At 71.0% G+C, this 24,491-nt stretch carries 21 protein-coding genes and 2 pseudogenes; 15 read left to right on the top strand and 8 right to left on the bottom strand.

Features of this window, described 5'->3' with window-relative positions; translation table 11 throughout:
* The first annotated feature begins 30 nt into the window (after positions 1-30).
* The 12 genes and pseudogenes from ACFVJQ_RS16265 to ACFVJQ_RS16210 all read left to right on the top strand — a co-directional run bounded on the left by ACFVJQ_RS16265 (position 31) and on the right by ACFVJQ_RS16210 (position 11,711).
* The gene (locus ACFVJQ_RS16265) at positions 31-330 is read left to right on the top strand and encodes an aldo/keto reductase (RefSeq protein ID WP_385509516.1); all 300 of its coding nucleotides are present in this window, start codon (positions 31-33) and stop codon (positions 328-330) included.
* A gap of 22 nt (positions 331-352) precedes the next feature.
* The gene (locus tag ACFVJQ_RS16260; RefSeq protein WP_385784370.1) at positions 353-949 is read left to right on the top strand and encodes a TetR/AcrR family transcriptional regulator; all 597 of its coding nucleotides are present in this window, start codon (positions 353-355) and stop codon (positions 947-949) included.
* Between the two features lie 221 nt (positions 950-1,170).
* Complete coding sequence (locus tag ACFVJQ_RS16255) at positions 1,171-1,674, top strand: NADPH-dependent F420 reductase (RefSeq protein WP_385784368.1); 504 nt, start codon at positions 1,171-1,173, stop codon at positions 1,672-1,674.
* A 225-nt stretch (positions 1,675-1,899) separates the two neighbouring features.
* On the top strand, positions 1,900-2,469 hold the full coding sequence (locus tag ACFVJQ_RS16250) for a TetR/AcrR family transcriptional regulator (protein WP_385784365.1): 570 nt from the start codon (positions 1,900-1,902) through the stop codon (positions 2,467-2,469).
* Between the two features lie 738 nt (positions 2,470-3,207).
* A complete protein-coding gene (locus ACFVJQ_RS16245) occupies positions 3,208-3,909 on the top strand; it encodes an SDR family oxidoreductase (protein WP_385784362.1) in 702 nt (233 codons plus the stop codon).
* A 30-nt stretch (positions 3,910-3,939) separates the two neighbouring features.
* Positions 3,940-4,974 carry an alpha/beta fold hydrolase gene (locus ACFVJQ_RS16240; protein WP_385784360.1) on the top strand — a complete coding sequence of 345 codons (1,035 nt, stop codon included), beginning with the start codon at positions 3,940-3,942 and terminating at the stop codon, positions 4,972-4,974.
* A 150-nt stretch (positions 4,975-5,124) separates the two neighbouring features.
* A complete protein-coding gene (locus ACFVJQ_RS16235; protein ID WP_385784357.1) occupies positions 5,125-6,099 on the top strand; it encodes an NmrA family NAD(P)-binding protein in 975 nt (324 codons plus the stop codon).
* Positions 6,100-6,249: 150 nt separating this feature from the next.
* Positions 6,250-7,233 (top strand): LLM class flavin-dependent oxidoreductase, encoded by a 984-nt coding sequence (locus ACFVJQ_RS16230; protein WP_385784354.1) that lies wholly within the window; start codon positions 6,250-6,252, stop codon positions 7,231-7,233.
* Positions 7,233-7,717, top strand: a pseudogene (locus ACFVJQ_RS16225) (flavin reductase family protein). The gene ACFVJQ_RS16230 and the pseudogene ACFVJQ_RS16225 overlap by 1 nt, the downstream one beginning before the upstream one ends.
* A 109-nt stretch (positions 7,718-7,826) precedes the next feature.
* A complete protein-coding gene (locus tag ACFVJQ_RS16220; RefSeq protein WP_385784752.1) occupies positions 7,827-8,657 on the top strand; it encodes an ABC transporter ATP-binding protein in 831 nt (276 codons plus the stop codon).
* Complete coding sequence (locus ACFVJQ_RS16215) at positions 8,654-9,640, top strand: ABC transporter substrate-binding protein (RefSeq protein ID WP_385509509.1); 987 nt, start codon at positions 8,654-8,656, stop codon at positions 9,638-9,640. The genes ACFVJQ_RS16220 and ACFVJQ_RS16215 overlap by 4 nt, the downstream gene beginning before the upstream one ends.
* Before the next feature lie 4 nt (positions 9,641-9,644).
* Entirely contained in the window at positions 9,645-11,711 is a 2,067-nt protein-coding gene (locus tag ACFVJQ_RS16210; RefSeq protein ID WP_385509507.1) for an iron ABC transporter permease, read from the top strand.
* 90 nt (positions 11,712-11,801) lie between these two features.
* On the opposite strand, the pseudogene ACFVJQ_RS16205 reads toward ACFVJQ_RS16210, so the two are convergent.
* From ACFVJQ_RS16205 to ACFVJQ_RS16195, 3 genes and pseudogenes are all read right to left on the bottom strand, one after another.
* Positions 11,802-12,237: pseudogene (locus ACFVJQ_RS16205) on the bottom strand (DUF6299 family protein).
* Positions 12,238-12,377: 140 nt separating this feature from the next.
* On the bottom strand, positions 12,378-12,776 hold the full coding sequence (locus ACFVJQ_RS16200) for a RidA family protein (protein WP_385509506.1): 399 nt from the start codon (positions 12,774-12,776) through the stop codon (positions 12,378-12,380).
* On the bottom strand, positions 12,773-13,903 hold the full coding sequence (locus tag ACFVJQ_RS16195; protein ID WP_385784349.1) for an acyl-CoA dehydrogenase family protein: 1,131 nt from the start codon (positions 13,901-13,903) through the stop codon (positions 12,773-12,775). Before ACFVJQ_RS16195 ends, ACFVJQ_RS16200 begins: the two co-directional genes overlap by 4 nt.
* Before the next feature lie 122 nt (positions 13,904-14,025).
* On the opposite strand from ACFVJQ_RS16195, the gene ACFVJQ_RS16190 reads away from it, so the two are divergent.
* Positions 14,026-15,627: an AMP-binding protein gene (locus ACFVJQ_RS16190; protein WP_385509504.1), complete on the top strand. Its 1,602-nt coding sequence runs from the start codon at positions 14,026-14,028 to the stop codon at positions 15,625-15,627.
* A 15-nt stretch (positions 15,628-15,642) separates the two neighbouring features.
* Positions 15,643-16,455, top strand: coding sequence for a PaaX family transcriptional regulator C-terminal domain-containing protein (locus ACFVJQ_RS16185; protein WP_385784346.1), 813 nt, complete (start codon positions 15,643-15,645; stop codon positions 16,453-16,455).
* Between the two features lie 16 nt (positions 16,456-16,471).
* Here ACFVJQ_RS16185 and ACFVJQ_RS16180 read toward each other — a convergent pair whose 3' ends face one another.
* Positions 16,472-18,835, bottom strand: a complete 2,364-nt coding sequence (locus tag ACFVJQ_RS16180) for a bifunctional salicylyl-CoA 5-hydroxylase/oxidoreductase (RefSeq protein WP_385784343.1) — start codon at positions 18,833-18,835, stop codon at positions 16,472-16,474.
* A complete protein-coding gene (locus ACFVJQ_RS16175) occupies positions 18,820-19,647 on the bottom strand; it encodes an enoyl-CoA hydratase family protein (RefSeq protein WP_385784340.1) in 828 nt (275 codons plus the stop codon). The genes ACFVJQ_RS16180 and ACFVJQ_RS16175 overlap by 16 nt, the downstream gene beginning before the upstream one ends.
* A gap of 303 nt (positions 19,648-19,950) precedes the next feature.
* Between ACFVJQ_RS16175 and ACFVJQ_RS16170 the strand changes: the two genes are divergently transcribed.
* Entirely contained in the window at positions 19,951-20,433 is a 483-nt protein-coding gene (locus ACFVJQ_RS16170; protein ID WP_385784337.1) for an ATP-binding protein, read from the top strand.
* Here the strand turns inward: ACFVJQ_RS16170 and ACFVJQ_RS16165 are convergent.
* The 3 genes from ACFVJQ_RS16165 to ACFVJQ_RS16155 form a co-directional block, all read right to left on the bottom strand.
* Positions 20,387-21,820: an amino acid permease gene (locus ACFVJQ_RS16165; RefSeq protein ID WP_385509498.1), complete on the bottom strand. Its 1,434-nt coding sequence runs from the start codon at positions 21,818-21,820 to the stop codon at positions 20,387-20,389. The genes ACFVJQ_RS16170 and ACFVJQ_RS16165 overlap by 47 nt on opposite strands.
* Positions 21,821-21,922: 102 nt before the next feature.
* Positions 21,923-22,930, bottom strand: a complete 1,008-nt coding sequence (argF, locus tag ACFVJQ_RS16160; RefSeq protein WP_385509497.1) for an ornithine carbamoyltransferase — start codon at positions 22,928-22,930, stop codon at positions 21,923-21,925.
* Positions 22,931-23,010: 80 nt separating this feature from the next.
* Positions 23,011-24,234, bottom strand: a complete 1,224-nt coding sequence (locus tag ACFVJQ_RS16155; RefSeq protein WP_224736427.1) for an arginine deiminase — start codon at positions 24,232-24,234, stop codon at positions 23,011-23,013.
* Positions 24,235-24,491 lie beyond the last annotated feature (257 nt).

The following is a 24,491-nucleotide window of genomic DNA, read 5'->3' as shown; positions in this document are numbered from 1 at the left end:
CGGCATGGCGGATATCGGCTCTCCTGCCGTATGTGTGGGTCAGGCGCCGTCCACGACCCGCGCTGGCAGCCCGGCAACTTCGGGAAGAATGTCGAGGCCGTCGACCGCCTCGCCGACCTGGCCGCCGCCAAGGGCATCACCGTCTCCCCACTGGCCCTGGCCTGGCTGCTCACCCGCGGCGGGCACATCGTGCCCATCCCCGGCGCCGTGTGGCCGGGCGCCTGGGTCGGGCGTGCCCTTCCAGATGTCGGCGGAGCGGCGATTCGAGTTGACCGGATGCTGCCTCCGTTTAGTGTGGGGTGTGCACGGAGACAGCCTCCGTTTTGGTGAGTCGCAAAAGGCGGGAGGGCGTATGGGCGCCAGTGGACAGCAGGGGCGCAGGCCCCGTGTGGACGTCCAGCGCAACCGTGCCGCCCTCCTGGAAGCAGCGCAGCGTCACTTTCTGAAGTATGGGGTCGGCACGTCTCTGGAGGCGGTGGCCAAGGAGGCGGGCGTCGGGCCCGGCACGCTGTACCGGCACTTCCCCACCCGGGAGGCGCTGCTGGCGGCCGTGCTGCAGACGCGCTCCGAGGAGCTGGTGGCCCGCCAGGCGGACATCGCCCAGCTCGGTGACGCCTCCGAGGTGCTGCGGCAGTGGCTGCGGGCGATGGAGGAGTACTTCAGCGCCTTCAGCGGACTGCCGGAACCGCTCATGGCCGCGGCCCGGGCGCAAGAGCCGGGCAACCCGCTCACGCTTCCCTGCGACACCCTCATCACCACCACTGACGAGTACGTGCGGGCCGCGCAGCTCGCGGGGCACGTGCGTCCGTCGGTGAAGGGCTACGACCTGTTCCTCGCGGCGATTTCCGTTGCCTGGATCAGCGGCACCGGCGCCACTGACGAGGAGTCACTCGGCCGTCTCCGCATGCTCATCGAGAGCGGATACTGCGAGCGGGACGACGACGCGTAGACCACGGGCCGCTCCCTCATAGTCGGCTGCCGGGGCACCCGGGACCCGACGGGACTTCCCGGCGACGGCCAGCAGCCCCGTCCGCACATTCATCACATCTTGCCGCCCTCAGGGGTGGTGCAATCTTCGAAGGGACAAATCATGAGAATTGCTGTTATCGGTGCAGGGGCGATCGGGGGAATCTGGCCCGCAAGCTGAGTGCGGCCGGGCACGACGTTCAGGTGGCGGACGCCCGGGGCCCCGAGGCCGTCCCGGACGACGTGCTGGAGTTCGGAGCGCGCGCGGCGACCCCTGCCGCTGCCGTCCAGGACAAGGACGTGATCATCCTGTCCATCCCCTTCCACCGGGTCCCGGAACTGGCCGGCCTGCTCGCCTCCGCACCCGGCGAGACGGTGGTCATCGACACCTCCAACTACTACCACCCCCACCTCAACGGGCACATCGACGCGGTGGACAACGGACGGGTGGAAAGCCTGTGGATCGCCGAGCAGCTGGGGCGGCCCGTGGTCAAGGCATGGAACGCCGCCCTGGCCGGCACCCAGCAGACCAAGGGCGTTCCGGCGGGAACCCCGGGCCGCATCGCCATCCCGGTCGCGGCCGACTCCAATGAGGCACGACGCGTGGCCATGCACCTCGTGGACGACACCGGCTTCGACCCCTTCGACGCCGGCCCGCTGGCCGACTCCTGGCGCCAGCAGCCCGGCGCGCCCGCCTACTGCACCTAGTTGACCCTTAAGGAACTGGAGCCGGCCCTGGGCGCCGCCGACCGGGCCGACGCCCCGCGCACGCGTGACGCCTGATGGAGCACTTCGCCGCCCTCACGTCCACGCCCACCCTGGAGGAGGTCGTCGAAATCAACCGATCAACTGTGCGCGGCGCCGGACATCGCCCCGGCACCCCCTGAAAACCGATCGGTTTTCAATTCGTCCGCATCGAGTTAATCTCGCGGTATGACCACGGAAGCGAAGCCAAGTACCAGAGAGCGGCTGCTGGAGGCGGCGGCCACGCTCACCTACCGAGAGGGTGTCGGTATCGGCGTCGAGGCGCTGTGCAAGGCGGCGGGGGTGTCGAAGCGATCCCTGTACCAGCTGTTCGAGAGCAAGGACGAACTGCTGGCAGCGAGCCTGGAGGAGCGCGCCTCTGCCTACGTGGCGACGCTCCTGCCCGCCGCGGACGACGGCCGTTCACCCCGCGAGCGCATCCTGCACGTCTTCGAGCAGGTGGAACTACAGGCGGGTGCGCCCGAGTTCCAGGGCTGCCGGTACCTGGCCGTGCAGATCGAGCTCAAGGATCCGAGCCACCCCGCGAGCCGGGTGGCCCACCAGGTCAAGGGGAACCTGACAGCCTTTTTCCGGTCCGAGGCCGAACAGGGCGGGGCGAACGATCCCGACCTGCTGGCCCGGCAGCTCAGCCTGGTCTTCGACGGCGCCAGCGCCCGCGCGGGGATCGGAGCCGACAAGCTGACCGGGCTCATCGCGCCCACGGTGGCCACCCTGCTCGACGCGGCAGGCATGCGCTGACGCATCCCTTTTCGAGCAGGCTCGGTGTCTGATGCGCTCTCCGGACTGATGCCCGTCTCCGGCAGCCGGAGCAGTTCCCGTGACTTCACGCCCTTGCCTTCCGGCCATCGGAGCGAAGCCCGATGGCCGTAGCAGAAACGCCGAGATCCACATGGGCGACATGCCCGACGCCATCTCGCCCTGGACGACCCCTCCCCCAGGCCGCAACCCTTTCGTGGACAGGCCCGCGGCCAGTACTACGTCCGTCGAGCCGCCGCAGACGTGGGGCTGATCGTCACCCAGGGGCCTGATCCATTCCCCCTCATAAGGCACCAGCGACCGGGTCCCTCTGCGGGGGGCGAAGAGGTGCCGGCCGGGCACCCCCGCGGCGCCGAGCCGTACGACGCGGCACTCCGCAAGCCCCTCCACTGAACTCCGCCTGAGCTCCTCGCTCCACCTGCGCCCGCCGACCAGGTCCCGGGAGCCCAGGCCGACCGTGGCCGCGTCGTCCGCGCCGCCCGCCAGGCACAGTTCGCGCAACCAGGCCGCGTCGATCACCGTCGGCGGGCTCGCGACGTCACCCGCCGCAGGCCGGGCGAGCACGGCCTGAACCGACGGATGCCGGCCGACTTTCCCGGAAGCCCGAGATCCACCGACTTCACCTCGACGCCGCGCGCCGCGCTCATACGACTTGCACGCAGAAACCGATCGGTTTACGGTGAATGAAACCGATCGGTTTCCCATTTTCTGGAGGTAGTCGTGACAGCGATCAAGGGCGCCACCGTCCTCGTCACCGGAGGCAGCCGGGGCATCGGCAAGGTGCTGGTCGAGGAGCTCTACGCGCGCGGTGCCGGCAAGGTCTACGCCTCGGCCCGTGACCCGCGCTCGGTGACGCACCCCGGTGCCGTTCCGCTGGCGCTCGAGGTCACCGACCCCGCATCCGTGGCAGCCGCCGCCGAGCAGGCCCAGGACGTCACCATCCTGATCAACAACGCCGGCGCCTCCGTCGGCGCTTCGTACCTCAACTCCCCGATGGAGGAGGTGCGCCGGGATCTGGAGACCAACTTCTACGGGCCGCTGCTGGTCACCCGGGCCTTCGCGCCGATCATCGAGCGCAACGGCGGGGGTCACATCCTCAACGTCCACTCCGCCCTGTCCTGGCTGGCCGACGGCACGCCCTACAGCGCCTCCAAGGCCGCCCTGTGGTCGCAGACCAACTCGCTGCGCCTGGAGTTGCAGCCGCGCGGCATCGCGGTGACCGGGCTCCACGTGGCCTACGTCGACACCGACATGACGTCGGGTATCGACGCGCCCAAGGCCGACCCCCGCGACGTCGCCGTGGCCGCGCTCGACGGCATCGAGGCGGGGGCGCACGAGGTGCTGGCCGACGACACCACCCGCTGGGTCAAGTCCCAGCTGTCCGCCGACCTGGACGCCATGTACGCCCAGCTGAAGCAGTAGCACGCACTCACCGAGTCAAAGGAATTCCTTGTGGAGAGTTCGCTCACCCACCGCTTCGTCGACGTGAACGGGGTCAGGCTGCACATCGCCGAGCAGGGGCAGGGGCCGCTGGTCCTGCTGCTGCACGGCTGGCCTGAGAGCTGGTACTCCTGGCGTCACCAGTTCGGGGCGCTGGCGGCGGCCGGATACCGGGTCGTTGCCCCGGACCAGCGCGGCTACGCCCGCAGCGAGCAGCCGCCGGACGTCACGTCCTACACCCTGCTCCACCTCGTCGGCGATGTGATGGCCCTGATCGAGGAGTTGGGGGAGGAGCAGGCGGTCGTCGTGGGTCACGATTGGGGTGCACCCGTTGCCTGGACCGCGGCGATGCTGCGTCCGGACAAGGTCCGCGCGGTGGCCGGGCTCAGTATTCCGCCGATCCTGCCCGGCGGGATGGTCCCGCCCTCGATCACCCGCACCCAGTACGGCGAGGGCTTCTACCAGGTCTACTTCCAGCAACCGGGAGTCGCCGACGCCGAGTTCGCCAAGGACATCCCGGACTCCTTCCGCCGCCTCCTGGTCGGCGCCTCGGGCGACAACCCCCTCGGCAGGGAGCCCCGCCCGTTGGTCATACCCGACGGTCTGGGCCTGCTGGACACCATGCCGGAGTCGCCCGCTCTCCCGGCCTGGCTGACGGAGGAGGACATCCAGGCGTACGCCGAGGACTTCGCCCTGCACGGCGAGCAGGCGTTCACCGGAGCCTTCAACTGGTACCGGAACATCGAACGCAACAACGAACTGCTCGCGCCGTTCCGGGGCCGCGGGATCGACGTCCCCGCGCTGTACGTGGTGGGAGACCGCGACATGGTCACCTCGCTGCGCGGCCTGGACGGGGGCAGCTCGCTGAGCGAGATGTTCCGTGGCCAGGGCGGATCGGGCAACCCGCTGAGCGCTGTCGCGCCTCAACTGCACGACGTGGTGGTGCTGCCGGGATGCGGGCACTGGACACAGCAGGAGCGTCCCGCCGAGACCAACGCCGCACTCCTGGACTTCCTCGCCCGCATCGACGGCCCGGCGCCCCGATGACGCTCCGCAGAATCCGCCCGGCCGGCACCGTCCGGCTGGAGCAGAGCCCACGGCTCACGCACAAGTGGCCGTCGAGCTCGACGACTTCACCTTCGCCTTCATTGACCTCCTGAACAGCTGACTCACCCCCACCAGACAGAGGACACAGTGATGCCAGAGCGCAACCCCATCCTGATCACCGGTGCCGCCGGCGAAATCGGTGGTGTGAGCCGAACGATGATCGACATGCTGCTTGAACAAGGGCACCCGGTGCGCGCGTTCGTGCGCCAGGACGACGAACGCGCGCACTCGCTCCGCCAGGCAGGGGCCGAGGTGTTCATCGGTGACCTGCTCAACATCGCCGACGTGACCGCCGCGCTGAAGGGCTGCCGCCGCATCTACTTCAGCATGAGCCTGTCGCCGTACTACACGGACGCCGTCAGCCTGATGGCCGCGGCGGCGCGCGCCCAGGGCGACATCGAGGTCTTCGTCAACATCTCCGAGTACGAACAGTCCTTCATGACGTTCGAGAAGATGACAGCGCCGGAGGAAGAACGGCGTGCATGGCTCGGCGGACTCGTCACCCAGTGGTCGCCGCAGCAACGGGCCCACTGGATCGCCGAGCAGGTGCTGGACTGGTCCGGCCTCCCGACCGTCAACGTGCGGGCGGCCATGTTCGTCGAGAACCCCCTGATGACCTGGCTGGCGCTGGGCCCGCTGAGCGACGGTGAACTGCGCCTGCCCTTCGGCCACCAGCGGCTCGCGCCCATCGCGGGTTACGACGTGGCGGAGCTGTGCGTGAAGATCCTGGCCGACCCGGCGCCGCACATCTCGAAGTCCTACGACCTCACCGGTCCGGAACTGAAGGACATGCACGGGTTCGCGGAGGACTACGCGGCCGTACTGGGACGCCAGGTCGTCTACGTTCCCGAAGAGATCGAAACCTGGAACGAGACCTACGTGGACAGCGCCCTGGCCGAGTTTCCGCACATTGCGGAACACCTGAAGACCCTGACCCGACTGATGGGCGGCGGGGGGTACCGCGGCGTCACCGACCAGCTGGAAACCCTGCTCGGGCGCCCGCCGAAGACCGTGCGGTGGGCGCTGGAGAACCATCCGCGCATCCGGAAGCTGGCATCTGCCTGAGCCGCTGAGCGGTCCAGAGCAGAGCAGTGACGGCACACCTCTCCGGCTCGTCGGATCCCGCCCTTTTGACAATGCGGAGGATGCCTCCGTATTGCCGAAAGGGAAACGGATGCACCCTCCGTTTTTCTCGCCTCGCCTGGAGGAGCGACCATGACAAGCCGACAGATGCTTCTGTGCATGCAGTTCACCAGCGGCTACGGAGCCGAACCCGGGGCATGGCGCCTGCCGGGGGCGAACCTGTCCAGCTACACCGACATGGACCAGTTCGTGCGGTACGCACAGGCCGCCGAACGCGGCAAGATCCAGCTGTTGTTCTTCGCGGACACCCCGGTCCTGGACGTGGACCTCGAAGACCAGGCCCTGGACGTGATCAGTCACGGCCGGGCCGGCTGGAACGCGGTCACCACCTCCGATCCTGCCGCCGCGGCGAACTTCGGCCGCCCGATTCCCCCGCGCACCGAGAAGTACGAGCGCGCCCACGAGGTCGTCCAGATCGTGCAGGCCCTGTGGGGCAGCTGGGAGAAGGACGCGTGGGTCCTCGACGTACCCGGAAAGCGGTTCGCCGACATGGGCAAGATCCGGCCGGTCAACCTCCAGGGCCACCACGTCGCCTCCCGCGGCCCGCTGCCCATCCCCCCGTCCGAGCAGGGCCAGCCGGTCATCTTCCAGGCAGGCGGCGGCAGATACGGCCTGGAACTGGCAGGCCGTTACGCCGACGGGGTCTATGCCAACCCCTACACCATCGAAGACGGCCGGGCCCAGCGCCAAGCACTGCGCGACGCCGCCAAGCGCGCCGGGCGTGACCCGGACGAGGTGAAGATGTTCGCCGGTTCCATGCCGACCATCGCCTCCTCCCGCCGGGCCGCCCTCGACCGGCAGCGTCTGCTGGACGAGTCCGTCGACCTGCGCCAGCGCGTGCGCTACCTCGGCGCCATGATCGGCCTGCCGCTCGGTTACGACCAGATCGACGAGCCCCTGAGCGCGAGCCAGTTGGCCGACGCCGTACCCAGCCCGCACGACCCGCGCTCCGCCCGCGCTCTTGAGGTCGTCCGGGAAGGCTGGACCTTGCGCGACCACCTCTCGGCCCGCGACCAGTACGGGCTCGACCCGCGCGTCACGGAACCGGCCCGATAATGCCCGCCGCCGCTTCCCCGCCACCCGACACCGCAGCGCAGCAGGCGTTCCGCGATGCCATGGCCACCGTCGCGTCCCCGGTCGCCGTGGTCACCGCCATGGACGGCCGACGCCCGCACGGCACCACGGTCAGCGTCTGCGTGTCCCTGTCCCTGACGCCCCCATGGTGCTGGTGTCGCTGGACGCACGCTCACAACTGCTGACGATCACCCGCCGCACCGGCCGCTTCGGCCTCAACGTCCTGGGCACGCCCCAGGCCGGTCTCGCCGCGGCCTTTGCCCGCTCGGGCCCGGACAAGTTCGACCAAGTCGCCTGGTCGCCGAGCGAGGAACTGCCACGCCTGCCGGATTCGGCGACATGGGTTGCCGCCGAGGTCGACGACTACGTCACCGCCGGGGACCACACCGTCCTGCTCGCCCACGCCGAGCACCACGACACCGGCGGCTTCGCCTCCCAGACACCGCGTAAAAGGTTGCATTTCTGAGTCTGGCGCAATTTCGTCTTGCGCTCGGCCACCCCTCCCTCTTCACAACAACCCCTAAGGTTAGGCTAACCTACCTGCCGTGAAAGCCGGTGATGAGATCTCTGCCGCCATGCGTCCCCGCGGTCATGAACTGTCGGCCACGGGTGTCACCGTGGCGTACGAGGGCGTGGACGTCGTGCATGACGCGTCGTTGGCGCTGCGGCCCGGCGAGGTGACCGTCCTGGTGGGTCCGAACGGCAGCGGGAAGTCGACGCTGCTGCGTACGCTCGCACGGCTGCAGCGGCCCCGGACCGCCACGCTCGTCATCGACGCCGACATCGACGGCCTGGCCCTGACATCTCGTGAGTTCTCGCGCCATGTCGCCCTATTGACCCAAGGGCGCCCCACCCCCAGCGGGCTGACCGTACGGGACGTCGTCGAGTTCGGCCGCTACCCCTACCGGGGCCGCTGGGGCAAGGCGGATCCGGACGGCCGGGCGGCGGTGGACCGTGCACTCGCCATGACGGGCGTCACGCAGCTCGCCGAGCGCGGCGTCGAGCACCTGTCCGGAGGACAGCTCCAGCGCGTCTGGCTGGCCGGCTGCCTGGCGCAGGAGACCGGTGTGCTGCTGCTCGACGAGCCGACGACCTACCTCGATCTGCGGTACCAGATCGAGCTGTTGGACCTCGTCCGCGATCTGGCGGACGAGCACGGGATCGCCGTCGGTGCTGTCCTGCACGACCTTGACCAGGCTGCGGCCGTCGCCGACCGGATCGTGCTGCTCCACAAGGGACGGGTTGTCGCCGACGGCCTCCCCCAGGACGTACTGACACCGGAGCGGCTGACCGACACGTACGGCATCCGCGTCGAGGTCGACACCGACCCCGTCACGGGCCGGCTGCGCACCCGCGCGATCGGCCGACACCACACGCGAAGCGAAAGGCTCACCACACCCTCATGAGACGCCTCCTGACGACCGCGGCGGCCGCCACCGCCGCGGCCCTTGCCCTGACCGCCTGCGGCACGACCGAGCCCGCCGCCGACAGCAACGACGCGAAGAAGGCCGGCGAGGGCATCACCCTCACCGATGCCTCCGGTGCGAAGGTCGAACTCGACGGGCCGGCCAAGAAGGTCGTCGGAACCGAGTGGCACGAAGTCGAGCTCCTGATATCGCTGGGTGTCGACCCGGTCGGCGTCGCCGACGTCAAGGGCTACAAGACCTGGGACACCGTGGTCCCGCTGAAGAACGAGCCCAAGGACATCGGCACCCGCGGCGAACCCAGCATGGACACCATCGCCGCCCTGTCGCCGGACCTCATCGTCGCCAGCACCGACCTGCCGCCGGCCGCCGTGAAGCAGCTGCGCAAGGTCGCCCCGGTCCTGGAGGTGCAGTCCGCCAACGCCTCCGACCCGATCGGGCAGATGACGAAGAACCTCGACCTCATCGCCAAGGCCACCGGCACCACGGAGCGGGCCGAGAAGCTCAAGGACGAGTTCGACACCAAGGTCGCCGAGGGCAAGAAGGCCCTCGCGGACGCCGGTCTCGACGGCGCGGAGCTCGCCTTCGCCGACGGCTACGACATCTCCAACCAGGTCTCGATCCGGCCCTTCACCAGCGGCTCGCTCATCGGCGCGGTCAACGAGCAGCTCGGCCTGAAGAACGCCTGGACCGTCGAGGGCGACAAGGACTACGGGCTCGGCACCACTGATGTCGAGGGGCTCACCAAGCTGAGCGACGACGTGCAGTTCGCCTACATCGGCAACGACGGGGACAAGAGCAGCACTCCGTTCACCGGCGCCCTGGCCAAGGACAAGGTGTGGACCTCGCTGCCGTTCGTGAAGAAGGGCAACGTCCACCGACTGCCCGACGGAATCTGGATGTTCGGCGGCCAGGAGTCGATGGGCGCCTACATCGACGCCCTCGTCGGCGAGCTGACGAAGTAGCGCCATGGCCGTCACCGCGACAACTCCCGCCACCCGTCCGCCGGCGGCCACGTCCCGGACGGGCGCGGCCGCGGTGACGGCCGCTCTGGCCCTGCTGGTCGCGGCCCTCGCGGTCGTGGACATCACGCAGGGCACGGCCGCCGTCGGCGCCGGTGAGGTGTGGAAGGCACTCACCGGCCGGGCCGACCCCGCCGACGCCTCCGTCGTCATCGCCTCCCGGCTGCCGAGGGCGACCGCGGGGCTGCTCGTCGGGGCCGTCCTCGGCATGGCGGGCGCCGCCCTGCAGGCGGTCAGCCGCAACGTACTCGCCTCACCCGACACCCTCGCGGTGAACGCCGGCTCCTACCTGGCCCTCGGCCTGGCCGCGGTCACCGGTGTCTCGCTCCCGCTGTTCGCCTCCTCCGGCGTCGCGTTCGTCGGCGGCCTCGCGGCGGCGGCCGTCGTGCTCGGCCTGTCCGGACTGGGCGCGGGCACCGTCCGGCTCGTACTCGCCGGCAGCGCCCTCACCCTCGGCCTCACCGCCATCACCGAAGGGTTCCTCCTGCTGTTCCCCCAGCAGACCGAGGGCCTCTACCAGTGGAACCAGGGCAGCATCTCCCAGAACGGCTTCGACGGCGTGCTGCAGATGGCGCCGCTCGCAGTCGCCGGGCTCGTCGGGCTGCTCCTCGTCGCCCGCCGGGTCGACGCCCTGGCCCTCGGTGACGACGCCGCCCGCGGACTTGGCGTCCCGGTCCGCCCCACCCGGATCACCGCGGTCGTGCTCGCGGCGCTGCTCTCCGCGGCGGCCGTCACCCTCGCCGGACCGATCGGCTTCGTCGGCCTGTGCGCCCCCGCCCTCGTACGCCCCCTCGCCCGCAGGTTCCGTGCGTTCACCCGGGCGCGCGCGAGCCTTCCCCTCGCGGGCCTGACCGGTGCCGCGCTGGTGCTCGGCTCGGACGTACTCCTGCGCGCCGTCGTGCCGGCGGACGTCGCGGTCGCCGTACCGACGGGCGTCGCCACCAGCCTCGTCGGCGCGGTGTTCCTGATCGTGATGGCCACACGGGTCCGGGACACCGCGGGAGCCGCCGCATCCGAACGGCTGCGCATCAGGAGCCGGGCCGTCTTCCTGACCACCACGGCCGTCCTGGTGGCCGTCCTCGTCGGGGTGACGATCGCCGCCGTACTGATCGGTGACAGCAAGCTGTTGCTGGGCGACGTGGTCAACTGGGCCCAGGGCAGGGCAGGACGGACCGTCGGCTTCGTCCTGGACACCCGGGTGCCCCGGGTCCTCGCGGCACTCCTCGCCGGCGCGGCCCTCGCCCTGGCCGGCACGCTCGTCCAGGCCGTCACCCGCAACCCGCTCGCGGAACCCGGCATCCTGGGCGTCTCCGGCGGGGCCGCGCTCGGCGCCGTGCTCCTCGTCACGACGGCGCCCGTGGCCGGATCGTGGGGCCTGGCCGGCGCGGCGTTCGCGGGCGCCGCGATCAGCTCCGTCATCGTCTTCGGGCTCGCCGCACGAGGCGGGTTCCAGCAGAACCGGCTCGTCCTCGTCGGGTTCGGCGTCGCCACCGGGACCGCCGCACTGATCAGCCTGCTCATCGTTCTCACCGACCCGTTCAACGCGACGAAGGCCCTGACCTGGCTGTCGGGCTCCACCTACGGGCGCACCCTGCCGGACGTCGTCCCGCTCGCGGCCGTGCTCACCGCAGGCGTGCTCGTCGCGGTGCTGCGGCGCACCGAACTCGACCTCATATCGCTCGACGAGGACACCCCCAGACTCCTGGGACTCGACCTGTCACGCGGCCGCCTGGGCTTCCTCGTGCTGAGTGTCCTGCTCAGCGCCACCGCCGTGGCCGCCGCGGGCACGATCGGCTTCGTGGGGCTCGTGGCACCGCATGCGGCCCGGGCCCTGGTGGGCCGGCAGCACACCCGGGTGGTCCCGGTCGCGGTGCTCCTGGGCGCCGTGCTCGTCTGCACCGCGGACCTGACAGGCCGAACCGTGATCGCGCCGGCTCAGCTGGGCGCCGGCCTGATGACCGCCGTGATCGGCACCCCGTACTTCCTCCATCTGCTCATGCGCGGCCGCCGGTAGACGACAGCCGCAACGGACGCACGGTCGACGTCCTCACGGCCGCGACCGCCACCGTGTGAGGTGGTGGCGGGCGCCGGGCGATCGGAGGGGTCAGCCCGCGACCAGCGTGACGTCCTCCTGCTGCGACGCGTGGAAGACGGGTAGCGGCAGGCCGCTCTCGAAGTTCAGTTCCATGATCGTGGCCTTCACCCTGGCCTCGCCCGGCTCCACCGCGCCCGGTGACAGCTGCTGCGTGTTCTCCCAGCGGTGCGCCTCGCCGTCGCACTCGGCACGGGTCCCGCCGAAGCTGTGACGGTCCGACGACGAGTTCGAGGTCTGCTGCACCGATGAGCTGACGTACACCGGTCCGGTGGCGCCGCTGCAGCGGTAGGTGCCGGAGAGGGTGACGGTGCCGTCGGCCGACACGGCCGGTCCGGTCGACCGTGACCATCTCGAACGGTTCGGCCGTCGCAGTCTGGGCGGGGGCGGTGGCGAGCAGGGCGAGCGCGGCGGTGGCGGCGGCGCCGAGGCCGGTGCGCAGGGGCAGGGACATGGAACGACCTCCAGGTGGCAGGGGGTTGCTGTGAGGTACTTCCACAGGGACCGGGACCGCGCATCCCCACGAGCATGATCGTCACCCCTTCGGAGGCGACTGTTACGCCGGCCGTCCCGACTGCCGGACAGGCCCTACGGCAGCACCGCGAACCCGTCGAGTTCCACCATCGCCTCCTCGTCCCACAGCCGTACGACCTCGACGACCGCCATCGCGGGGTAGTCCCGGCCCGCCAACCGCCGCCAGATGCTGCCCAGTTCGGCAGCGTGAGCGCGGTAGGCGGCGACGTCCGTGGCGTAGACGGTGACACGGGCGAGGTCGGACGGGGTGCCGCCCGCCGCCCGCAGCGCGGTCAGCAGATTCGTCAGCGCCTTCTCGAACTGCTCGGGAAGGGTGGTCCCGGTGACCTTGCCGTCGGTGTCGAGGGCGGTCTGGCCCGCCAGGAACACCGTGCGGGAGCCGGTGGCGACGACGGCGTGCGAGAAGCCGGTGGCCGGGGAGAGGTCGGGCGGGTCGATGCGCTCGGCGGTCACGGGGTCGCCTCCAGGCTCGCGTACAACTCCTTGGCGATGATGCCGCGTTGGACCTCGCTGGCCCCCTCGTAGATGCGCGGTGCGCGCACCTCGCGGTAGAGGTGTTCGAGCAGATGCCCGCGGCGCAGCGCCCGCGCGCCGTGCAGCTGGACGGCCGCGTCGACGACGTACTGGGCGGTCTCCGTGGCGAGCAGTTTCGCCATGGCGGCGCGTTGCGGGACGTCGTCGGCGCCTTCGTCGTACGCCGTCGCCGCCGCGTACACCATCAGGCGGGCCGCCTCCGTCCGTACCGCCATCTCGGCGACCCGGTGGGCCACGGTCTGAAGGTCCCTCAGCGGGCCGCCGAAGGCCTCCCGGCGGGCGGTGTGCGTGAGGCTCGCGTCCAGCGCCGACTGCGCCATCCCGACCGCGAAGGCGCCGACGCTGGGCCGGAAGAGGTTGAGGGTGCCCATGGCGACGCGGAAGCCGCGGTCGACCTCGCCGAGCACGTCGTCCGCCGTCGCCGGCACGGCGTCGAAGTCCAGGGCCCCGATGGGATGCGGCGAGAGCATGTCGAGGCCGGTGCCGGTGAGGCCGGGCCGGTCGCCCGGCACGAGGAAGGCGGTCACCCCGCGTGCGCCCGCACCCGGGGTCGTCCGCGCGAAGACGGTGTAGTGGTCGGCCTCGGGGGCGTTGGAGATCCAGCACTTCTCCCCGGTGAGCCGCCAGCGGGACGGGCCGTCGGGCTCGGCGGCGAGGGACAGCGCCGCCGCGTCCGACCCCGCCCCCGGTTCGCTCAGCGCGAAGGCCGCGACCGTGGTGCCCTCGATCACCCCCGGCAGCAGGCGTTCCCGCTGGGCGGGGGTGCCGTGGGCGTGCACCGGGTGGGCGCCCAGGCCCTGGAGGGCGAGAGCGGTCTCGGCCTCCGTGCAGGCGTACGCGAGGGATTCGCGCATCAGGCAGAGGTCGAGCGCGCCGGAGGTGAACAGCCGCTGCAGCAGCCCGAGCCGGCCGAGTTCGGCGAGGAGCGGCCGGTTGACGTGCCCGGGTTCACCCTTCTCGGCGAGCGGGCGCAGTCGTTCGGCGGCGAGGGTGCGCAGCTCGGCACACCAGGCGGTTTTATCCGGTTCGAGTGAGAATGCGGGCACTGCCGTCCTCCCTCCGGAGCGGGACACCTCGACGGTATCGCGCTCTATTGACTGTCGTCACCAACGCGATACGCTCCTTGTGCGAGCCCACCCGACGCCCACCAGGCAAGGGGCGAACCGCCATGGCCGGACTGACCCGCTCCGCCCACGTCGACACCTTCGCGCGCGACCATCTCCCGCCGCCCGACCAGTGGCCCGAGCTCCGCTTCGACCTGCCGGAGCTGCGCTACCCCGAACGGCTGAACTGCGCCGCCGAACTGCTCCACGGCCCCCCGGACGACCGCACGGCGTTCCGCACCCCGCACGGCGAGCCGTGGACGTACGGCGAGCTGCGCGCCCGCGTCGACCGGCTCGCGCACATCCTCACCTCCGGCCTCGGGATCGCCCCCGGCAACCGGGTCCTGCTGCGCGGCCCGACCACGCCCTGGCTGGCCGCCTGTTGGCTGGCGGTGCTGAAGGCGGGCGCGGTCGCCGTCACCGTGCTGGCCCAGCAGCGCCCGCACGAACTGAGCACGATCTGCGAGATGGCGCGGGTGCGGCACGCACTGTGCGACATCCGTGCCGTCGACGACCTCGCCAAGGCCGAGATCCCCGGGCTGCACATCACGACGTACGGCGGTGACGCCCCGGACGACCTGCTGCACCGCCCGGCGCCGGACACCCCGTACCCCACCGTGGACACCGCGGCCGACGACGTGGCGCTGATCGCCTTCACCTCCGGCACCACCGGCCGCCCGAAGGGGTGCATGCACTTCCACCGGGACGTCCTGGCGATCGCCGACACGTTCTCCCGGCACGTACTGCGCCCGCACGCGGACGACGTCTTCGCGGGCAGCCCCCCGCTCGGCTTCACCTTCGGTCTCGGCGGTCTCGTCGTCTTCCCGCTGCGGGCCGGCGCCACCGCGCTGCTGCTCGAACAGGCAGGTCCGAAACAGCTGTTGCCCGCGGTCACCGAGCACCGGGTGTCGGTCCTGTTCACCGCGCCGACGGCGTACCGCGCCATGCTCGGCGAACTCGACGGACACGACGTGACCTGTCTGCGCCGCTGTGTCTCCGCGGGCGAGAACCTGCCCGCGGCCACCTGGCACTCCTGGCACGAGCGCACCGGCCTGCGCATCATCAACGGCATCGGCGCCACCGAGCTGCTGCACATCTTCATCTCGGCGGCCGACGAGCACATCCGGCCCGGCACGACGGGCCTGCCCGTCCCCGGCTGGCACGCGCGCGTGGTGGACGGCGACGGGCGCGAACTGCCCGACGGGGAGCCGGGACTGCTGGCCGTGCGCGGACCGGTCGGCTGCCGGTACCTCGCCGATCCACGGCAGCGCGAGTACGTGCGGGGCGGCTGGAACATCACCGGCGACACCTACGTCCGCGAGAGCGACGGCTACTTCCGCTACGTCGCCCGCGCGGACGACATGATCATCTCCGCCGGGTACAACATCGCCGGACCGGAGGTCGAGGACGCGCTGCTGCGTCATCCGGACGTGGTGGAGGCGGCGGTCGTCGGGCGGCCCGACGAGGCACGCGGCATGGCCGTGGTGGCGTTCGTCGTCCTCGAGGAGGGCGCCGAGCGGGACGCCGAGGCGCTGCGCGGCTTCGTCAAGTCCGAACTTGCGCCGTACAAATGCCCGCGCGAGATCGTCTTCCTGGACGCCCTGCCGCGCACGGCGACCGGAAAACTTCAGAGGTTCCGCCTACGTACCGAGGGTGACCAGCAGTGATCCGCACGACCTAAGATGATCAACGTGTCCGACCAGCACGCTCCCCGGTCTCTCATCGTCACGCTCTACGGCGCGTACGGCCGCTCCATGCCCGGCCCGGTGCCCGTCGCCGAGCTGATCCGGCTGCTGGCCGCGGTCGGGGTGGACGCGCCCTCGGTACGCTCGTCGGTGTCCCGGCTGAAACGGCGCGGTCTGCTCGTGCCGGCCCGCACGGAGCAGGGCGCGGCCGGCTACGAACTCTCCCCGGACGCCCGCCAGTTGCTCGACGACGGCGACCGGCGCATCTACGCGACCGCGCCGCCCGAGGAGGAGGGCTGGGTGCTCGCGGTGTTCTCGGTTCCCGAGTCGGAGCGGCAGAAGCGGCACGTGCTGCGCTCCCGGCTGGCCGGCCTCGGCTTCGGCACGGCGGCGCCCGGCGTGTGGATCGCCCCGGCCCGGCTGTACGAGGAGACCCGGCACACCCTCCAGCGGCTGCGCCTCGATGCGTACGTCGACCTCTTCCGCGGCGAGCACCTCGGCTTCGCGCCGACCGGGGAGGCGGTCGCCCGCTGGTGGGACCTGGCCGCGATCGCCAAGCAGCACGAGGCGTTCCTCGACCGGCACGCGCGCGTGCTGCAGGACTGGCAGCGGCGCACGGACACCCCGCCCGAGGAGGCCTACCATGACTACCTCCTCGCCCTGGACTCCTGGCGCCATCTGCCCTACACGGACCCCGGCCTGCCCGCGCGCCTGCTGCCCGCGAACTGGCCCGGCGTCCGCTCGGCCGCGGTCTTCCGTGGCCTGCACGAACGCCTGAGGGACGCCGGCGCAGCCTTCGTCGGCGTGTGACGCGGGCAGGCGGAACTCAACCCCCCAGCGTGAGGCGGGGCTTGGGGGCGTCCGTGCGTCCGGTCCGGGGGCGGCGGCTGCCCGCCCAGTACGGCGCCGGCCAGGCGACGCCCGGCCCCTCGTAGCCCTGCTCGGCGGCGGCGTGCAGGGTCCAGTGCGGGTCGTAGAGGTGCGGGCGGCCGAGCGCGCACAGGTCCGTGCGCCCGGCCAGGATCAGGGAGTTGACGTCGTCCCAGGAGGAGATCGCGCCGACCGCGATCACCGGGATGCCCGCCTCGTGACGGATGCGGTCCGCGTACGGCGTCTGGTACGACCGCCCGAACTCCGGCCGCTCGTCGGCCACCACCTGCCCGGTCGACACGTCGATCGCGTCGGCGCCGTGCGCGGCGAAGGCCCGGGCGATCTCGACGGCCTCCTCGGCCGTGGTCCCGCCCTCGGCCCAGTCGGCGGCGGAGATGCGGACGGTCATCGGCTTCTCCTCCGGCCACACGCCCCGTACGGCGTCGAAGACCTCCAGCGGGAAGCGGAGCCGTCTGGCGAGGGAGCCGCCGTAGGCGTCGGTGCGCAGGTTGGTCAGCGGGGAGAGGAAGCCGGAGAGCAGATAGCCGTGGGCACAGTGCAGTTCGAGCAGGTCGAAGCCCGCGCGGGCGGCCCGCCAGGCCGCGGCGGTGAACTGCTCGCGCAGATCGGTGAGTTGGGCGCGGGAGAGCTGTCGCGGGGTCTGGCTGCCCGGCTTGTACGGGAGAGGTGAGGCGGCCACGAGCGGCCAGTTGCCGTGGGGCAGCGGTTCGTCGATGCCCTCCCACATCAGCCTGGTCGAGCCCTTGCGCCCGCAGTGGCCGAGTTGCACGCCGATCGCGGTGCCCGGCGCCTGCGTGTGCACGAACTCGGTGATCCGCTTCCACGCCTCGGCCTGCTTGCCGGTGTAGAGGCCGGTGCAGCCGGGCGTGATCCGCCCCTCGGGGCTGATGCACACCATCTCGGTCATCACCAGTCCGGCGCCGCCGAGGGCGCGGGCGCCGAGGTGGACGAGATGGAAGTCGCCGGGGACGCCGTCGGTGGCGGAGTACATGTCCATGGGCGAGACGACGACCCGGTTGCGCAGGGTCAGGCCGCGCATCCGGAACGGGGTGAACATCGGGGGCGTGCCGGGCGGGCAGCCGAACTCGCGCTCGACGGCCTCGGTGAAGTGCGCATCGCGCAGCCGGAGGTTGTCGTGGGTGACCCGGCGGCTGCGGGTGAGCAGGTTGAAGGCGAACTGGCGGGGCGGCCGGCCGAGGTACAGCTCCAGGTTCTCGAACCACTCCAGGCTGGCGCGGGCCGCGCGCTGCGTGGAGGCGACGACCGGCTTGCGCTCCTCCTCGTACGCCGCCAACGCCCGCTGCAGCGAAGACTGTTCCTCCAGGCAGGCCGCGAGCGCCAGCGCGTCCTCGACGGCGAGCTTCGTGCCGGAGCCGATGGAGAAGTGGGCGGTGTGGGCGGCGTCGCCGAGCAGGACGACATTGCCGTGCGACCAGCGCTCGTTGACGACCGTGCGGAAGGTGGTCCACGTCGAGTTGTTGGAGCGCAGGGGCCGGCCACGGAGCGCGTCCGCGAAGATCTTGGCGCAGCGGTTGATCGACTCCTGCTCGTCGAGCTCCGCGAACCCGGCCGCCCGCCACACCTCCTCGCGCATCTCGACGATCACGGTGGAGGCGTCGGCCGCATACGGATAGCCGTGCAGTTGCATCACGCCGTGCTCGGTCTCGGCGATCTCGAAGCGGAAGGCGTCGAAGGGGAAGTCCGCGGCGAGCCAGATGTAGCGGCAGCGGTGGACTGCCGCCTGGGGCCGGAAGATGTGGGCGTAGGCCTCGCGGGTGCTGCTGTGCACGCCGTCGGCGGCGATGACCAGGTCGTGTGTGTCCGCCAGGTCGGCCGGGTGCGGGGCCTCGGTGCGGAAGCGGAGCTCTACGCCGAGGGCGCGGCAGCGGTCGTGCAGGATCTCGAGGAGGCGTTTGCGGCCGAGGGCGGCGAAGCCGTGTCCTCCGGAGGTGTGCTGGGTGCCTCCCTGCACGATGTCGATGTTGTCCCACCGTACGAAGTGCTGCTGCAGGGCCTCGTACACCACCGGGTCGGCGTGTTCGATGCCGCCCAGGGTTTCGTCGGAGAGGACGACTCCGAAGCCGAAGGTGTCGTTGGGGGCGTTGCGTTCCCAGAGGGTGATTTTGCGGGACGGGTGGAGGCGTTTCAGCAACGCCGCGGCGTAGAGGCCGCCGGGGCCGCCGCCGATGATTGCGACTCGTAGGGGGTGGCTGGTCTTGTCTGGCGACTGCGGGTTGTGTGTGGCTGGTCGCGCAGTTCCCCGCGCCCCTGGGGTGGGCACACTCACCGTCCCCTCCACTTTGGAGGTCGCTTTTCCTTGAACGCCGCATGGAACTCTGCGTAGTCCTCGCCGTTCATCAGCAGGGCCTGCGTCGAGGCGTCCAGTTCGACTGCCGCCGCCAGTGGCATGTCCAGCTCCGCCGTCAGCAGCGCCTTCGTCTGGGCGTACGCCAGTGCCGGGCCCTCGGCGAGGCGGCGCGCGAGCGCTTGCGCGGCCTCGTCGGCGCTGCCCTCGTCGGTGACCTCGCTGATCAGGCCGATCCGCTCGGCCTCCGGTGCCCGCACCGGCTCGCCGAGCATGAGGAGGCGGGTGGCGTGGCCCAGTCCGACGACCCGCGGCAGCAGGTACGCGGCGCCCATGTCGCCGCCGGACAGGCCGACCCGGGTGAAGAGGAAGGCGAAGCGGGCGGTGGGGTCGGCGATCCGGAAGTCCGCGGCCAGGGCGAGGACGGCCCCCGCGCCGGCCGCCACGCCGTGCACCGCGGCGATCACCGGGAACGGGCACTCCCGCAGGGCCCGCACCACCTGGCCGGTCATCCGGTTGAAGTCGAGGAGCTGGGCGGTGTCCATCGCCAGGGTCGCCCCGATGATCTCGTCGACGTCCCCGCCGGAGCAGAAGCCGCGTCCCTCGCCGGCCAGCACCAGGGCGCGCACGGACCGTTCCCGGGCCAGCTCGGCGAGCAGGTCGCGCAGGTCGGCGTAGGCGCCGAAGGTGAGGGCGTTGAGTTTCTCCGGGCGGGCGAGGGTGACGGTGGCGATGCCATCGGTGCGGTCGACGCGCAGATGGCGCCAGCGTGAGGTGGGAGCGGCGGAGCCGGTGAAGGGACTCATGGGGTGCGGCCTCCTCGGGCGGGCACTGCCTCACTGAACCTCTTACCCACGACGCTATCACCTATCTGTGACTACCGTCACGATTGCGCGATAACGCCTGGTCACAGGCCTGGTCCCAGGGCGCGCTCCCGTCACATAGGTAATCGGACGTCAATAACGTGGTAACGGCGGGAGCAGCGGTGCGAGACCGCCCGTTCACCCGGGTAAGCCGGTCATACGGGCCGAAGGTCCCGGCGATGCCCCTCGTGGGACCCTTTCGAGGGGCGTCGTACCATTCCTGAAGTTGAAAGCAGGACAGCCTGAATGTCGGCCCCAGGAGCCTGCTCCACGAACGGACTCGCCTTGTACGAACGCCCCCCTGCCTCCGCCTCCTGGCGTGTCGCACTGCCGCACTCCGCCGCGGCCGTGCCCGTGGCACGCACGCTGGTCCGCTCCGCGCTGGCCGAGCTGGAGCACGGCGCCGACAGTGACACCGCGGAGCTGCTCACGGCGGAGCTGGTCGCCAACGCCGTGGAGCACACCGCCGGGAACGCGCCGATAGAGCTGGTGCTGGAGCTGCTGCCGACCGCCTGCCAGGTGGAGGTGCACGACCCGGACCCGGCGCCGCCGGGCGACCTCACCCGGCCCGACGGCGGCCCCCCCGACCCGTGGCAGGAGCACGGGCGCGGTCTGCTGCTGATCCGCACCCTCAGCTCCTCCTGCGGTCACCGCCCCACCGAGTCCGGCAAGGCGGTGTGGTTCAGACTCCCTGCAGTACCTCGTCAGCGGCGCCCTCGTCCGGCGTGACCTCGGTCAGCCGCGAGTTGCGGCGCCCGTAGCCGACGTACACCAGGAGCCCCACCGCGAGGAACACCGCGAACTGGATCCAGGTCGCCCGGCCGGTCTCGTACATCAGGTACAGGCAGAAGGCGACGCCGAGCAGCGGCACCACGGGGTACAGCGGCACCCGGAAGGTGCGCGGCAGGTCCGGCTCGCGGCGGCGCAGGGCGATCACCGCGACATTGACCACGGCCATGACGGCGAGCGTGCCGATGGTGCACAGGTTGACCACGGAGTCCAGCGACGCGAAGGCCGCCGGGACGGCGAAGACCACCGCGATGATCAAGGTGCCGGCGACCGGCGTGGCGGTCCTCGGCGACACCTTCTCGAAGATGCGCGGGACGAGCCCGTCCCGGGACATCGACATCAGGATGCGGCTCTGGCCGTACATCACCGCCAGCACCACCGAGGCGATGGCCACGACCGCGCCGAAGGCGATCACTGTGCCGCCGACGCCGGAGCCGGTGACCTGGTCGACGACGTACGACAGCGCGGCGGGCCGGCCGCCGACCTCGTCGCCGCCGATGGCGCCGATCGCGGCCAGGGCGACCGCGCAGTACAGCAGGGTGACCAGGCCGATGCAGACGAGGATCGCGACCGGGATGTCCCGGCGCGGGTTCTTCGCCTCCTCACCGGCGGTGGTGATCGCATCGAAGCCGATGTACGAGAAGAAGGCGGCCGTGGTGCCCGCGCCGATGCCGGCCAGTCCGGCCGGGGCGAACGGCACGAGGTTGCCGTCCTGGAAGGCGCTGAAGCCGATCGCGCAGAACGCGACGAGGATGGCGAGCTTGAGCGCCGCCATGGCGGCGGTGGCCCGGGCGCTCTCGCGCACACCGCGCACCAGCAGGACGGCGGCCATGGCGATGACCAGGACGGCGGGCAGGTTGACGACCCCGCCGTCGCCGGGGCTCGCGGAGAGCGCGGCGGGCAGCTGCAGGCCGATGAGGCTGTCGAGCAGTTCGTTGACGTACTGGCTCCAGCCGACCGCGACGGCGGACACCGAGACGCCGTACTCCAGGAGCAGGCACCAGCCGACCAGGAAGGCCGTGGTCTCGCCGAGGCCCGCGTAGGCGAAGGAGTACGAGGAGCCGGAGACGGGGATCGCGCCGCCCAGCTCGGCGAAGGCGAACGCGGTGAACACGCAGGTGATCGCGGCGAGCACGAAGGAGACGACGACGGCGGGGCCGGCCTGGGCGACCGAGTCGGACAGGCCGACGAAGATGCCGGTACCGACGATGGCGCCGACGCCGAAGCAGATGAGCTGGAACAGGCCCATGGTGCGCTTCAGGCCGTGACCTTCGCGGTCGGCGCCGGAATCGGCCACCAGCAGGGCGGGGGACTTGATGCGGGGCATACGGGTGGTGCTCGTTTCTGGTGGTGCGGGTGCGACCGGGTCAGGTCGCGCGGCGACCGCGGAAGGGGTGGCTCCGGGCCGCCGGACAGCATAAGGCGCTGGTCAGGCCAGCGTTGCCACCAGCACGGCCTTGATGGTGTGCAGCCGGTTCTCCGCCTCGTCGAAGACGACCGAGTGGGCGGACTCGAAGACCTCGTCCGAGACCTCCAGATGCTCAAGGCCATGCCGCTCGTGGATCTCGCGGCCGACCTTGGTGCCCAGGTCGTGGAAGGCGGGCAGGCAGTGCAGGAACTTCACGTCCGGGTTGCCGGTGGCGCGCAGGACGTCCATGGTCACGGCGTACGGGCTGAGGGCGGCGATCCGCTCGTCCCAGACCTCCTTGGGCTCCCCCATGGAGACCCAGACGTCCGTGGCGACGAAGTCGGCGCCCCGGACGCCCTCGTCCAGGGACTCGGTGAGCGTGATGCGGGCGCCGCTGGTCTCGGCGAGCGCGCGGGCCCGGTCGACGATCTCCTGGGCGGGCCAGTAGGACTTCGGAGCGACGATACGGACGTCCATGCCGAGCAGGGCGCCGGTGACCAGGTAGGAGTTGCCCATGTTGAAGCGGGCGTCGCCGAGGTAGGCGAAGGCGATCTCCTTGATCGGTTCGGCGCTGTGCTCGGTCATGGTGAGCACGTCGGCGAGCATCTGGGTGGGGTGCCAGTCGTCGGTGAGTCCGTTGTAGACGGGAACGCCCGCGTACGCCGCCAGCTCCTCGACGTTGGCCTGGCTGTCGCCCCGGTACTCGATGGCGTCGAACATCCGGCCGAGGACGCGCGCCGTGTCCTTCACGGACTCCTTGTGCCCGATCTGCGAACCGGAGGGATCGAGGTACGTGGTGGAGGCGCCCTGGTCGGCGGCCGCGACCTCGAAGGCACAGCGGGTGCGCGTCGAGGTCTTCTCGAAGATCAGCGCGATGTTCTTTCCCCGCAGGTACTGGGTCTCGGCCCCGGCCTTCTTGGCGGCCTTCAGCTCGGCGGCCAGCTCGATCAGGCCGCGGAACTCGTCCTCGGTGAAGTCCAGCTCCTTGAGGAAGTGGCGGCCGGCGAGTGAGGTCGGGGCTGTCGCCATCGGGCGCTCCAGAGGTACGGGTACACGGACTCCTGGAAGTCTATACGACTGTCGACATTTCTATGCACCCGGTGGGATTTCTATACGGCATCCCGTTCGACCGGACAGCTCATGCACCGCGGCCCGCCCCTCCCCCGGCCCAGCTCGCTGCCCGGGATCTCGATCACCTCGATGCCCTGCTTGCGCAGGTGCGTGTTGGTGGTGGAGTTCCGCTCGTAGGCGACGACGACGCCCGGCTCGACGGCGAGGACGTTGCAGCCGTCGTCCCACTGCTCGCGCTCGGCCGCGTGCACGTCCTGGGTCGCGGTCAGGACCCGGATCTCGCTCAGGCCCAGCGCGGCGGCGATCGCCCGGTGCATGTGCTCCGGGGGGTGGTCGGTGACCTTGAGCTCCTTCTCGCCGACGCCCGGTTCGATGGTGTACGAGCGGAGCATGCCGAGCCCCGCGTACTGGGTGAAGACATCACCGTCGACCATCGTCATCACGGTGTCGAGGTGCATCAGGGCACGCCGTTTGGGCATGTCGAGGGCCACGATGGTCTGCGCGGAGCCCGCGGCGAACAGCTTGTGCGCGAGCATCTCGACGGCCTGTGGCGTGGTCCGCTCGCTCATGCCGATGAGGACGGCGCCGTTCCCGATCACCAGGACGTCCCCGCCCTCGATGGTGGACGGGTAGTCGGCCTGCCCCTCGGACCAGACGTGGAAGCCCGTGTCGCGGAAGAGCGGGTGGTGCCGGTAGATCGCCTCGAAGTGCACCGTCTCGCGCTGGCGGGCCGGCCAGCGCATGGCGTTGACGGAGACCCCGTCGTAGATCCAGGCGGAGGTGTCACGGGTGAAGAGGTGATTGGGCAGGGGTGCGAGGAGGAAGTCGTCGAGCTCCATGACATGGAAGCGCACGGAGGTCGGTTCGGGGTGCGCCTCCAGGAACTCCCGCTTGGTCATGCCGCCGACGAGGGCCTCGGCCAGCTCGCGCGAGGGCAGGCCCTCGAAGGCGGCACGGAGGTGGTCGGTGGCGAGCACCCCGTACTCCTTCTCGTCGAAGACCCGGTCCAGGACGAGCTTCCTGGCCGCCGGGATCTCCAGGGCCTCGGTGAGCAGATCGCCGAACAGGTGGACGGTGACGCCACGGTCGCGCAGCACGTCGGCGAACCCGTCGTGCTCGGCCCGCGCCCGGCGGACCCACAGGACGTCGTCGAAGAGCAGGGCGTCCTTGTTGCTGGGCGTGAGCCTTTTGAGCTCGAGATCGGGCCGGTGCAGGATGACGCGGCGCAGCCGCCCGGCCTCGGAGTCGACATGGAATCCCATGCCTCCATCCTGACCATTCGCGCTCCTGTTCACCCCCCTTTTTCAGGTGCCCCGTGCTCAGCGCCCGCGGAGCCGGGCCCGGGGCCCGCCGCCGGCCGCCCCCGCCCCCCCCGCAGGGCGAAAACCCCCCGGCCCCCCCCCCCCACAACACCGCCCCGAACAACCACCAACCCCGCACCCCCACCAGGTACACCACCACGGACACGGCCAAGCGCATTAAACCCCCCCGGGGCGAAACCGCGCCCCACGGCCAGGCC

The sequence above is a fragment of the Streptomyces sp. NPDC127197 genome, from assembly GCF_042672405.1.
Classification (GTDB): domain Bacteria; phylum Actinomycetota; class Actinomycetes; order Streptomycetales; family Streptomycetaceae; genus Streptomyces; species Streptomyces flavusporus.
The sequence above is the reverse complement of the archived record's forward strand: the minus strand, read 5'-3'. Positions and strand labels throughout refer to the sequence as shown.